Source organism: Providencia sp. PROV223 (assembly GCF_028479245.1).
Taxonomy (GTDB): domain Bacteria; phylum Pseudomonadota; class Gammaproteobacteria; order Enterobacterales; family Enterobacteriaceae; genus Providencia; species Providencia rettgeri.
In genome coordinates this window covers 35,966-48,414 of sequence record NZ_JAMPNG010000024.1, presented here as the reverse complement: position 1 = coordinate 48,414, position 12,449 = coordinate 35,966, and the positions used below count along the sequence as shown (strand labels likewise).

The following is a 12,449-nucleotide window of genomic DNA, read 5'->3' as shown; positions in this document are numbered from 1 at the left end:
TTCAATTTCATCCCTATTCGCAGGGCCATTAATCATGAATATAACCACCACGATACAAAGTAGTGAGTAACAGCTCACGGTTTGTTTGGTATGTAGCGAAATTTTAATGAAATTAGAGGTTGAATGCTAATGAGAGACTCAGAGTAGTAAGTAACAGCTCACAAGTTGTTTGGTGGGTAGCAGAGTTTTAGTAAAATCCAATGGATATAGCGGGTTGGTGGTTTACCTATCACCTCGATGAATGGAATTGCCTGGGAAATAAGTGACAGTCCACTTAAAAAATAAAGTGGAGCAGTGAAGGTAAGCTTGAACCATCATTTCTTAAATAGGTATGAAATGAATTCATTTATATACCCTACCGATAGATAAATTCTAATCTATTAAAATAAATAATGAATTAGTAAGGTTAGTTCATCGATTTACTCTACTTTACTTATTTGGATTTTTTCTATTTTATGGTTTTTATAGTGTTAATTAGTATGTACAAAAAGTATGTGTTTATCATTTAAATATTAATAATATCAATAGATAAAATGTTATAAGCCATTTTTTCTGATATAACAGCAATTCATCACCATTTTAAATTTACGTCTAAAATTTATTCGAATGGTTATTTTTATATATAAAAATTGTTAAATTGATGTTTTATTTTATTGTGCTTATAATGAGTAAATCAACTTAAGATATTACATTAGATATAAAATTTGTTTATAAATAGAATTTTCAATGGAAAGAACACAGTCCAAGGTGTCGTTAATAGCATAAGCTGTAATCATTAACTAACTGTATTTCATGTAAATATTGTTTATGTGCCAAAGGTGGATCACATGAAAAAGGCAAAAAGCGCTAATCATAAGATTTTTGATCAAATTCTTTCTGTAAATAAGCAGAATGAATTTGAATTTAACAATGGGCAAGATGGTGCAATTATTCTTTCTATACTTGTGATGTTTTTTGTACCATTTTTACTATTAAATGCAGCAAGAATTTATTTTGGAATAGATTACAGCTTTGTCGCGGTGATCTCCATGTTGGCGGTTAGTGCCATCATCACATACACATTGTATAAGCGTCTAAAAATGGATTCTGAATTTGCTGAAAAGCATATTGTATTAGACCAATTATTGATGCGTTATACGCCAAAAAATAAAGCAGAGTTTAAGAGCCTTCAAGAAGAGAGAAAGGCAAACCCATCAAGTACTTATTCACTTGTTGAAGATTGGGCTAATAGAGAAAGACTGCACTATGCAAATTAGCACACACTAACAATCTAATAAATGTTTGCATATCCCTCGGCTACTTTTAGTTGGGGGATTTTTTATCTATTGCAAAGGCTGGCCCTACATTGAGGGCTAGATTAATAAAAATAACTAATTCCAATTTTTACCTAGAAGATATGCAATTTCGAGAGATTGCATTTTGTTGAGTCTAGGGTCATATAATGACTGATATTTATAACTAATATCTTCTTCGCTGATTTCAAGGATACCTCCCTGTGCACTCAGTAACATCTAGTCCTGTCATTTCTAAATGGGCACCTCCTAGATGTACTCCTGCCTCCTTTAATATATGAATGAACTGAATCATTTCATTAGTAATACCCGTAAAATAACGTGTTTTATATCCTTCTTTGGCATTTTTAGTATTACCATGCATAGGGACAATCATCCAAATGACGGGCTTGCCACTGGGCTGAATTGATTTTATGAGAGCCGGGAGTTTTTGTTTAATAACACCTGCTCCCATTCTAATGATGAGAACTGTTTTTCCTTTTTCTTGACTAGGGTTTAATTTCTTTATTAATTTCAGCAATGTATATGATGTGATATTTGGCCCGCATTTGATACCAATAGGTTTTTCCACCTCTCTTAAATATTCGATATGTAATTGTTATTCATTGTTATTTAATATTTACGTTATATAGAATAAAAAAAACGGCATAAATAGCCGTTTTTTATTCTATATAATTATGAGAGGTCGACGTTAATGCGATTTTCCTTGTTCAATACCAAGCCCAATCTGTGAACGAATAAATTGTTCTTTAAAGCGCTCTCTTTCCATTTTTCCTTGTTCTGAATTATCTGTTACAGAGAATAACCAGGCAGCAATAAACGCAACAGCCATAGAAAAAATTGCTGGGTATTCATAAGGGTAAATTGGTTTCTCATGATGAAGAATGCTGACCCAGATGGTTGGCCCTAAAATCATCAAGACAACTGCAGTAATTAAACCAAACCAGCCACCAGCTAATGCTCCACGAGTAGTCAGTTTGCGCCAGTACATTGAGAGTAAAATGATTGGAAAATTACAGCTTGCTGCAATTGAGAATGCCAAGCCAACCATGAAAGCAATGTTTTGTTTTTCAAACAGAATGCCTAACCCGATAGCAACAAAACCTAAGATAACAACGGTAATTTTAGATACGCGTAATTCATCTTTTTCATCAGCTTTACCATTTTTCATTGCCATCGCATATAGGTCATGAGAAACCGCGGAGGCGCCTGCTAAGGTTAAACCAGCAACAACTGCAAGGATGGTGGCGAATGCAACTGCAGAAATAAAGCCTAAGAAGAAATTACCACCAACTGCATCAGCAAGGTGTACAGCGGCCATATTGGTACCACCAATTAATGCACCAGCAGCATCTTTAAATGCAGGATTGGAACTGACAAGAACGATGGCACCAAAACCAATAATAAAGGTTAATATGTAAAAGTAACCGATAAACCCTGTGGCATAGAACACACTTTTACGTGCTTCTTTCGCGTCACTAACGGTGAAGAATCGCATAATAATGTGAGGGAGGCCTGCTGTACCAAACATTAATGCTAAACCAAGGGATAAGGCGGATATAGGGTCGGAGACCAGCCCTCCAGGACTCATGATAGCAATACCATTTTTATGAACTTCTACGGCTTCTTTAAATAAGGTATTAAAGTTAAAGCCAACATGCTTCATAACCATAACAGCCATGAATGTTGCACCAGCTAATAACAAGATGGCTTTAATAATTTGAACCCAAGTTGTGGCTAACATTCCACCAAATAGGACATACAGCACCATCAATATACCCACAATAACAACCGCGACGTGGTAATTGAGACCAAATAATAATTCAATTAATTTACCCGCACCCACCATTTGAGCAATAAGATACAGTGCAACAACAACCAGAGAACCAACCGCAGATAGAATGCGAATTGGTCTTTGTTTTAATCGATAAGAAGCGACGTCAGCGAAAGTATAGCGACCTAAATTACGTAAGCGCTCGGCAATTAAGAATAGAATGATCGGCCAGCCAATTAAGAAGCCAATCGAGTAAATCAGGCCATCGTAGCCAGAAGTATAAACCAGGGCGGAGATCCCTAAAAAGGAAGCCGCTGACATAAAGTCGCCCGCGATAGCCATCCCGTTTTGGAAACCTGTAATTTTCCCGCCTGCAGTATAGTAATCAGAGCGAGAACGCGTTCTTTTTGACGCCCAGTAAGTTATATATAAGGTAAAGCCGACAAACAGTAAGAACATCACAATCGCCTGAATATTCACAGGCTGGCGTTCAACATCCCCTGTCAATGCATCGGGAAACGCCATTGAGGAGGTAAAAAAGAGAATGAGTGAGAGCAATATTTTCATTTTTCTACCTCTTTTAAAATTTCTGCTGTTAAACGGTCGTATTCACCGTTAGCCCGGATAACGTAAAGCCCCGTTAGTACAAATGAAATGACGATCAGCCCTACACCAACAGGAATTCCTCTTGTAATGTATGAACCTTCGGATATTGGTGTTCCAAGCCAGCTTGGGTCAAAAGCGATAAGAAAAATAAAACCAACATACAGCACGAGCGTTATTATTGATAACAACCATGAAAAGCGACTACGTTTTCTAACCAGTTCTTTAAAGCGAGGGTTATCCTCTACCTTTTCGTAAGCAGTAGCATTCATCAGAGTTCTCCTCTGTTATACTCGTCATACTTCAAGTTGCAGCTTTGTTGACTACACTCACTCACACGAGTTACATACTTGTGTATGCCCCTCGTGCTTCGTTCGCTTGTCGCCTAGCTACCCCTCGAATTATTTAGAGTAAACCATCTTGTTGGGATGTATGTAAGGCCGCCTCTATGAGTTGGCCTTTTGGCGTTATGACATACTCATAGACTGTTTTTCTTCGAGTAGTTTTTCGACAACACCAGGATCGGCCAGCGTGGAGGTATCTCCGAAATTACTGGTGTCTCCTGATGCAATTTTTCGTAGGATGCGACGCATGATTTTACCGGAACGAGTTTTAGGTAGTGAATCCGTCCAGTGAAGTACATCCGGGGTGGCAATAGGGCCGATTTCCTTACGAACCCAGTTGCGAACTTCGGTGTATAGCTCTGGTGATGGCTCAACCCCAGATATTAATGTGACATAAGCATAGATTGCTTGGCCTTTAATATTATGAGGAATCCCGACCACTGCAGCTTCGGCCACTTTCGGATGTGCAACGAGCGCTGATTCTATTTCTGCGGTACCTAAACGATGGCCCGAAATATTCAGTACATCGTCAACACGGCCTGTGATCCAGTAATAACCATCTTCATCACGACGAGCACCATCACCACTAAAGTACATGCCTTTAAAGGTTGAGAAATAGGTTTGCTCGAAGCGTTCGTGATCGCCAAATAAGGTTCGGGCTTGGCCCGGCCATGAATCAACAATCACTAAGTTACCTTCTGTGGCGCCTTCGATAGGCTCACCAAGGTTATCGACTAATGCAGGGCGAACACCAAAGAATGGCAATGTTGCAGACCCTGGCTTTAACATGGTTGCTCCCGGAAGTGGAGTGATCATGAAACCACCTGTTTCGGTTTGCCACCATGTATCAACCACTGGGCAGCGGCTATTACCAATTTTTTTGTAGAACCATTCCCAAGCTTCAGGATTAATGGGTTCTCCCACTGAACCGAGAATTCGTAATGAGCTGCGATCTGTACCTTCAATGGCTTTATCGCCTTCGGCCATTAATGCACGGATAGCAGTTGGGGCGGTATAAAGGATATTGACTTGGTGTTTATCAACCACTTGGCTCATTCGGTTAACTGCTGGGTAATTAGGTACCCCTTCGAACATTAATGTTTTAGCACCATTGGATAATGGGCCATATAATAAATAGCTATGGCCTGTAACCCAGCCCACATCTGCAGTACACCAATAGACTTCACCTGGATGGTAGTCGAAGGTGTATTTAAATGTCAGTGTGGCATAGACTAAATAACCGCCAGTGCTATGCAGAACGCCTTTTGGCTTACCTGTAGAACCAGAGGTATATAGGATGAATAGCGGATCTTCTGCGTTAATTTCTTCTGGAGGGCAATCCGCACTGACCCCTTTGATGACGTCATGCCACCAGAGATCACGCCCTTCTACCCAGCTCGGCGCATTGCCTGTACGTTGGTAAACAATCACATTAGAAACCGTAGTGACTTGCGGGTTAGCGAGTGCGTCATCCACATTTTTCTTTAATGGAATTGCACGACCTGCTCGTAAGCCTTCATCTGCGGTGATGATTAGCTTTGCTTTACAGTCAATAACGCGACCAGAGACCGCCTCAGGGGAGAAACCAGCAAAAATGACTGTATGTATCGCGCCAATACGAGCACAAGCCAGCATCGCGACAGCAGCTTCGACAACCATCGGCATGTAAATGGCGACAACATCGCCTTTACGAATACCTTGTTGTTTCAAAACATTAGCAAACTGACAAACATCATGGTGTAGTTCGCGGTAAGTGACATTTTTTGACGATGAGGGGTCATCGCCTTCCCAAATAATCGCAGTTTGGTCGCCTTTTTCAGCCAGATGGCGATCCAAACAGTTTGCACTTAAATTTAACGTACCATCTTCAAACCAGCGGATATCAATATGGCCGGGGTCAAAAGAGGTGTTCTTGACACGTGTATAAGGTTTAATCCAATCAACGATTTTTCCTTTTTCGCCCCAAAATCCTTCAGGGTCTTGAATCGAGCGTTGGTACTCATCGTTATACTGTTGTTCGTTTATCAGGGCATTTTTTGCAATTTCAGCAGGAACGGGATGTTTAGTTATTTGAGTCATATTATTATCTCCTTGCAGATGTTAATACTATGTCAAAAAATGGTTAACTAAAGCACGATTTTTAAATTTGTTTTTCTTTTGCGCGGAAGATCACGTATTAATTGTAATGAGATTTGCAGGATTATCATTTGATGCTAAATATCAAATTGAAATATAAAGCTAAAAATATAATAAAAGGTAGATTTAAAGAAAAATAAACGATGGGGTTATTGGTATTAGTTACTGAATAAAGGAGTTCTCATAGCGAATATAAATATCCATATATTTACTATGGGTTTGATAATGATTTTCATTAACAGTAAAATAACTATAATAGATAGTTATTCACAAGGTGCGAAGTTACGCAAGTGTTTACCCTATGAGCCTTGTGGTAAAAATGAGAAACATAGCGGTATTTACGTCACTGGAGACAATAATATGAGTTATACATTACCTGCTTTACCTTATGCTTATGATGCGCTGGAACCACACTTTGACAAGCAAACCATGGAAATCCACCATACTAAGCACCATCAAACCTATGTGACTAACACCAATACAGCGTTAGAAAAACTACCTGAATTAGCGGGTTTAGATATCGATGTTTTGATTCAAAAATTGGACCAAATCCCAGCTGATCAACGTACGTTTGTTCGTAACAACGCTGGTGGCCACTCAAACCATAGTCTGTTCTGGAAAGGTTTGAAATTAGGTACTGAATTAAAAGGCGAACTGAAAGCTGCGATTGAGCGTGATTTCGGTAGCGTTGATGCATTTAAAGAACTGTTTGAAAAAGCAGCTGCAACACGTTTCGGTTCTGGCTGGGCATGGCTGGTTCTGAAAGATGACGGTAAATTAGCTGTCGTTTCAACTGCTAACCAAGACAGCCCATTAATGGGTGAGGCTATTTCAGGCGTATCTGGTTACCCAATTATCGGTTTAGACGTATGGGAACACGCTTATTACCTGAAATTCCAAAACCGCCGCCCTGATTATATTAAAGCATTCTGGTCAGTTGTGAACTGGGATGAAGCAGCGGCACGTTTTGCAGCAAAAGCTAAATAATTTTATAAGATAATTTATTTGCCATAAGCGCAGCGTTAATGCTGCGCTTTTTTTATTTATACTCCACCAATTGTTATCTCTACTGGCATTCTTTATGATGGAAGTTCTATTACTTTGCTAAGTGGAGAGCACTGTTCATGTCATATTTTCCCCAGGTCTTTATCGGTAAAGTCCAAGCAACTCAATCTTGTGGGCACAGCGCTATTCACAAGCAAGCTGCCGACGGGTTATTGATGTTAGGGCAATTGGGGCTTGATGGCGATGAACAAGCTGAAAAGCGCTTCCATGGTGGGCCAGATAGAGCACTTTGCCATTATCCTAGGGAACATTATGATTTCTGGGTCAATGCATATCCTGATTTAGCCGATTTATTTGTTGCCTCTGCATTTGGGGAAAATATATCAACGTTGGGTATGACTGAAGAAAACGTATTTATTGGGGATATTTTTGCATGGGGTGATGCGCGTATTCAGGTCACTCAACCTCGTTCCCCTTGTTATAAGCTCAATGGGTTAACGGGAATTGAAAATTTTGCACAAATGATGCAAGACAATGGGCGCTGTGGTTGGTTGTACCGCGTCATTAAAACAGGCAATGTTAGTGAAAATGCGCCATTAACGCTATTGAGCCGCAATAGTGATATTTCAGTACAAGAAGCCATTATGATTGCATTTCACGCTCCTTATGATGAGGAATTATACCAGCGCCTGTTAAGTGCTGCAGGGTTATCCGCAAGTTGGAGCTTAACCATGCAGAACCGTTTAGATAACCACCGCATCGAAGAGTTTAAGCACCGGTTGTTTGGTAAACGTTAATCGCTAGCGAAAAGCTATTGTGCGCTTATAACAAAGAGAGTCTTTAGCCATAAGCGTTTGCTAGCAATATAACGTGCGATATTGAGAATGCCTATATCTTAGGTGTTTGTTGTATAAACTGTTGGTACCACGGGATATTCGCCATTAATTCGAGATGTGTTCCCTGAGCGATAATTTTTCCTTTCTCCATATACACAATTTCATCCGCTTGGCGGGCAAGGTTAGGCTGGTGGGTGACGACGATACGTGTCTGTTGTTTGGCTTGAGTAATAAGGTCAATCACGGAGGCTGTATTGATGTTATCAAGGCTTGCTGTTGGTTCATCCATTAAAATGATATTAGGATGCTGTAGAATCAATCTTGCAATACACAGCCGTTGTCTTTGTCCTCCAGAAAGTAACATACCGCCAGAACCAACCTCTTTTTCTAAGAACGTATGATTGGCAGTGAAATTAAGTTGTGTCAGTAATGCACTGATTGCCCGGTCATCAATATTATCATCATCAAGTACCAAATTTTGGCGTACGCTACCGCAAAATAAACGGCTATCTTGTAGTAAGACTCCCCGGTGAGCACACAACACCTCTTGTGATAGGTTTTTAATATTTTTATTACCGTAGTTCACACTGCCATATGTTGGGTCTTGTAAGCGAGCGAGTAAGCTTAATAATGTACTTTTGCCTGCTCCTGATGGCCCTACAATGGCGGTAAGTGTATGTTCCTTAAAGCTAAGACCTATGTTTTGTAAAATGCATTTTTTATTGTCACTGTAAAATGATAACTGTTCACAGCTAACGCTATCGATAGTGGGTGTTGATGAACGATAAGGAAATGTTAATACCGGAGCCTGCAAGGCTATTTCGATTCGTTGAATTGATTTTTTCATTTGTCTAATTGATTGATCTAAATGAGAAAGTAACCACATAGGTTCAATTAAGCGCGCTAATAAAACTAACCCTGCTAGCCACATATTTAATGGCATCTTTGCATGATCAACTAAATAAATACCGAACCCAAAGAGCGTAATAAAGGCGGTTTGCACCATTAATGAAAATAATAAGTGAAATGGCAAGCTTCTTCGTTGTAGCTGTCTCTGAGTTTGATACTGGGATGCTAAGGCAAGTTTGGGATGCAGCTGCTCATAATGGGTATTTGAGCGACGAATCAATGGCTGGTGGAGCGCATATTGGTTGAGTGCACTCATTGCTTGTTGTTCTGATTCATGAGCTGCTCGTTCAAAAAAGGCAATTTTTCTGGCTGATAAGCGTAAAGAGACTAATAACAAAAGGAGTATAAACAGTAAAATAACGCTAAATGTACGTTGATAGGCTAACACTCCAATCACGATAGTACAGGGCGTGACTAACCCGCTAATAATAGGATGGAGTAAATGTGCGGGTACAGACATAACCTGTGATACAGGTCCTGAAATTAATTGGTTGCTGTTTGAAATGGGTTGCAATGAAAGCGGCAGATGGCGAATAAGTGCCGTAGCAAGATAGCGCATCACCAATCCCCCTGCAAAATAGCCTTTCTGGGTGGCTATAAATGTTATGGTGAGTGTTATTAAGCTAGAAAGAGTGAATAGTATTAATGGGATAGTGGTATCAAGGTGCCAATCTAAAATAACAACAAATAAAAATAACCCGCTAATTCCCTCTAAAACAGCGCTTAGCGTCATCCAAAATATAGCATTACGTACGGTGTATAATAAGCGTTTAAGCACAGTTCTCCTCCAATGCACGTAAAAGTTGCTGATAGGGTTCTGAATGTATTGAAAGTTGTTGATGAGAGCCTTGTGCGATTAATTTTCCGTTGTCTAACAATAATATGCGGTCTGCTAGATTCAAGCCGTTTAAGTCATGGGTAACGAATACACAAGTTCGCGGCTCGCTATGCAATAAATTAAGCACCCGCTGTGCATTTCGAGGGTCAAGTGCGGATGTCGGTTCATCAAGCAGCAATAAAGGCGCTGGTGATAGCAATGCTCGTGCAATCGCGAGGCGTTGAGCCTCTCCACCGGACAACACTATATCTTGCTCTATTACGGCATCCAGCCCTTTAGGTTGTTGTTTTACCAGTGATAATAAATTGAGCTCACCAAGGTAACGGTACATATCATCTTCAGTGGAGTTAGGGGCAAATAGCTGTAGATTTTCACGCACAGAACAAGGCAGAGGCGGGGTGCTTTGCATGACGATGGAAACCGTACGGTTCAAACTAGTTAATGATAGCAGTGGTAATGGAACCGAGTTAAAGAGGACATTTCCCTCTGTTGGGTCTAAAAAGCGCGCCATAAGTTGTATTAAGGTGCTTTTTCCCGCTCCAGACGTTCCGACAATAGCAATAAATTCGTTGGGGGCTACGGTGATATTAATATTCGATAATATTGGGTTATTACCTATTTTAACATCAACTTGGACAAGTTTGAGCTCACCTTGGGATGGGGTAATTGCCTTTTCTCCGTAATGCATACCCGGTTCAGCTAGAAGTTGGCGAATACGTTCTGATGCGCTAACAGCAAGGTTCAAGGCGTCGGCACCATGCCCCATTGCAGCAACGGGGGCGGCAATACTGCTAATTAATAGAATGAATAAAATGATTTGAGCGAGAGGTACGGGCTCAGAGAGTAATGAAACCCCAAAAATAACCCATAATGACAGCAATGTGCTGCTGATACCGACTTGGGTCAGTGAGCTCAAGGCGCCTATTTTACTTATCCATCGCTTAAAGGCGATTTCAAATTGGTATAACGCTTGTGATGTTTTTTTTTGAATGGATTGATTGGGATATTGCCTTGCCTGTAGCGGGTTATCTGCAAGTTCAGCATATTGTTCATACAGGGCACTTATTGTCCGGTTACGTGAGGTATATAGCGCCTGATAACGTATAGAACGCATTTGTTTAAATAAAAAAACCGAGGTGATTAATGGCATTAAGCAAAAAATGGTGAGTAGTGCATTTTGCCATAATAAAATGAGAGTTGCTGTTATTGGGACGATAATTAATTTTGTGATATCTGCGGGGGCATGAGCGGTTAATTGATGTAGCGAACGGACATCACGGTCAGCTATTTGCAAAAAGCCATCTCGACCATGTTGGGCAAAGTGGTTTAGAGGGAGTTTTTCTACTTTATCCAGAAGTTGTAGCCTGAGTTGATGGCAGAGATGGTTATCAGTTTGATGCGTTAAATACAGAGCAAAAGTTTGGCAAATTAACCAGCTGACACCACCGATGGATGCAATAATAACCCATTCATAATATTGATGAACGGAAGTGTTGGCAACTTGGCTAATTGCTATCAATGGAATGAGTGAACAGAGGCCTGCGATGGCTTGTAAAATAAGTGCAAATAATAGTGTGAAGCGATAGGGACGAAGTAATTCCCAAAGTGCGCGGTACATGCGAAACCTCCATAGCGAATCGGTCACTTTAATTTATTTCGCTTTGTTATCGTGAATTAGTTGTTTTGCTTGCCAGACTATTTGTTTTGTTTGCAGGCCTTATTGGCGATATTCATTTTTAAAGCGCTTTTTTGGGGTTTTTAGTAAGATGGCGATATTGCGATTAGGAATATTGAGGGGGGTGAGATGCAATATGATTTAAATGATCTCTACTATTTTGTGAAAGTTGTCGAATATGGTGGTTTTTCACAAGCGGGTTTGGCTCTAGGGATCCCTAAATCTAAATTGAGTCGACGTATTGCAGACTTAGAGAAAAACCTTAATGTTTCATTGATTTACCGTTCTACTCGCCAGTTTCATGTCACGGAAGTGGGGCAAGTCTTTTATCAGCAGTGTAAAAATGTGGTGGATGAAGCTGAAGTTGCTCATGAATTGATTTGTTCCGTTCAGTCACACCCTAAAGGAACGATCAAGTTATCGTGTCCAGTCGCACTGTTACAAGTCTATCTCAATGAATTACTTGTAGATTTTATGATAAAGTACCCTGATATCGATGTTCAAATTTTAGCAGTTAACCGCCCTGTGGATGTGATTAGTGAAGGGTTGGATTTAGCTATTCGAGTGCGTTCATTGCCATTAGATGATTCAGGCTTAATGATGAAAGTACTAGGATATTCACGGCGTATCTTAGTGGCTAGCCCGCAGTTATTCGCAGAGCACGGTGAACTCACTGAGCCCGAAAAGCTGGTGGATTACCCGATGTTAGCGAATACAGAGCACTCACAAAATTACACGTTGACCCTCAAAAATAGTCACGATCTTAGCTTTACGCAGCATTTCACCCCGAAGTTAGCGACAACAGATATTTTAACGTTATACCATGCGGCACGCAAAGGTGTTGGGATCGCAAGGTTGCCTTATGGTGTGGTAGAAAAAGACATTGAATCAGGGGATTTGATAGAGGTATTACCGAAATGGCAGTTTCCTGAAGATATTATTCATGCGGTATATCCATCACGCAAAGGGTTGTTGCCATCAATCCAATTATTATTAAATCATTTAGCAGATAATATTTCGCCGTCAGTGAAATAAAT

The 12,449-nt window shown here is 40.2% G+C and carries 11 protein-coding genes; 4 read left to right on the top strand and 7 right to left on the bottom strand.

All coding sequences use genetic code 11. From position 1 onward, the window contains the following. The first annotated feature begins 827 nt into the window (after positions 1-827). Positions 828-1,256, top strand: a complete 429-nt coding sequence (locus PR767_RS19445; RefSeq protein ID WP_004906643.1) for a hypothetical protein — start codon at positions 828-830, stop codon at positions 1,254-1,256. A gap of 114 nt (positions 1,257-1,370) precedes the next feature. Here PR767_RS19445 and PR767_RS21305 read toward each other — a convergent pair whose 3' ends face one another. The 5 genes from PR767_RS21305 to acs all read right to left on the bottom strand — a co-directional run bounded on the left by PR767_RS21305 (position 1,371) and on the right by acs (position 6,092). After that, on the bottom strand, positions 1,371-1,511 hold the full coding sequence (locus PR767_RS21305) for a 3-deoxy-7-phosphoheptulonate synthase (protein ID WP_109913247.1): 141 nt from the start codon (positions 1,509-1,511) through the stop codon (positions 1,371-1,373). Then, positions 1,480-1,863 carry a 3-deoxy-7-phosphoheptulonate synthase gene (locus PR767_RS19440; RefSeq protein ID WP_162598879.1) on the bottom strand — a complete coding sequence of 128 codons (384 nt, stop codon included), beginning with the start codon at positions 1,861-1,863 and terminating at the stop codon, positions 1,480-1,482. The genes PR767_RS21305 and PR767_RS19440 overlap by 32 nt, the downstream gene beginning before the upstream one ends. 120 nt (positions 1,864-1,983) lie before the next feature. Continuing rightward, positions 1,984-3,633: a cation/acetate symporter ActP gene (actP, locus tag PR767_RS19435; RefSeq protein WP_042851474.1), complete on the bottom strand. Its 1,650-nt coding sequence runs from the start codon at positions 3,631-3,633 to the stop codon at positions 1,984-1,986. Further along, positions 3,630-3,941, bottom strand: a complete 312-nt coding sequence (locus PR767_RS19430) for a DUF485 domain-containing protein (protein ID WP_004906633.1) — start codon at positions 3,939-3,941, stop codon at positions 3,630-3,632. The genes actP and PR767_RS19430 overlap by 4 nt, the downstream gene beginning before the upstream one ends. A gap of 195 nt (positions 3,942-4,136) precedes the next feature. Beyond that, a complete protein-coding gene (gene acs / locus PR767_RS19425; RefSeq protein ID WP_115166313.1) occupies positions 4,137-6,092 on the bottom strand; it encodes an acetate--CoA ligase in 1,956 nt (651 codons plus the stop codon). A gap of 417 nt (positions 6,093-6,509) precedes the next feature. On the opposite strand from acs, the gene sodA reads away from it, so the two are divergent. After that, complete coding sequence (gene sodA / locus PR767_RS19420; RefSeq protein ID WP_004906628.1) at positions 6,510-7,136, top strand: superoxide dismutase [Mn]; 627 nt, start codon at positions 6,510-6,512, stop codon at positions 7,134-7,136. 137 nt (positions 7,137-7,273) lie between these two features. Then, positions 7,274-7,951 (top strand): 6-hydroxyaminopurine reductase, encoded by a 678-nt coding sequence (gene yiiM, locus PR767_RS19415; protein ID WP_117162887.1) that lies wholly within the window; start codon positions 7,274-7,276, stop codon positions 7,949-7,951. A 91-nt stretch (positions 7,952-8,042) separates the two neighbouring features. On the opposite strand, the gene PR767_RS19410 is transcribed toward yiiM, so the two are convergent. Both PR767_RS19410 and PR767_RS19405 read right to left on the bottom strand, forming a co-directional pair. Next, entirely contained in the window at positions 8,043-9,677 is a 1,635-nt protein-coding gene (locus PR767_RS19410) for an ATP-binding cassette domain-containing protein (RefSeq protein WP_123382681.1), read from the bottom strand. After that, complete coding sequence (locus PR767_RS19405) at positions 9,670-11,355, bottom strand: ABC transporter ATP-binding protein (RefSeq protein ID WP_272520829.1); 1,686 nt, start codon at positions 11,353-11,355, stop codon at positions 9,670-9,672. The genes PR767_RS19410 and PR767_RS19405 overlap by 8 nt, the downstream gene beginning before the upstream one ends. Before the next feature lie 186 nt (positions 11,356-11,541). Between PR767_RS19405 and PR767_RS19400 the strand changes: the two genes are divergently transcribed. Beyond that, positions 11,542-12,447, top strand: a complete 906-nt coding sequence (locus PR767_RS19400) for a LysR substrate-binding domain-containing protein (protein WP_004906621.1) — start codon at positions 11,542-11,544, stop codon at positions 12,445-12,447. Positions 12,448-12,449 lie beyond the last annotated feature (2 nt).

Coding starts and splice junctions, on each gene's coding strand:
- PR767_RS19445 (WP_004906643.1), top strand. CDS start 828: ATGAAAAAGGCAAAAAGCGCTAATCATAAGATTTTTGATCAAATTCTT.
- PR767_RS21305 (WP_109913247.1), bottom strand. CDS start 1,511: ATGTTACTGAGTGCACAGGGAGGTATCCTTGAAATCAGCGAAGAAGAT.
- actP (WP_042851474.1), bottom strand. CDS start 3,633: ATGAAAATATTGCTCTCACTCATTCTCTTTTTTACCTCCTCAATGGCG.
- PR767_RS19430 (WP_004906633.1), bottom strand. CDS start 3,941: ATGAATGCTACTGCTTACGAAAAGGTAGAGGATAACCCTCGCTTTAAA.
- acs (WP_115166313.1), bottom strand. CDS start 6,092: ATGACTCAAATAACTAAACATCCCGTTCCTGCTGAAATTGCAAAAAAT.
- sodA (WP_004906628.1), top strand. CDS start 6,510: ATGAGTTATACATTACCTGCTTTACCTTATGCTTATGATGCGCTGGAA.
- yiiM (WP_117162887.1), top strand. CDS start 7,274: ATGTCATATTTTCCCCAGGTCTTTATCGGTAAAGTCCAAGCAACTCAA.
- PR767_RS19405 (WP_272520829.1), bottom strand. CDS start 11,355: ATGTACCGCGCACTTTGGGAATTACTTCGTCCCTATCGCTTCACACTA.
- PR767_RS19400 (WP_004906621.1), top strand. CDS start 11,542: ATGCAATATGATTTAAATGATCTCTACTATTTTGTGAAAGTTGTCGAA.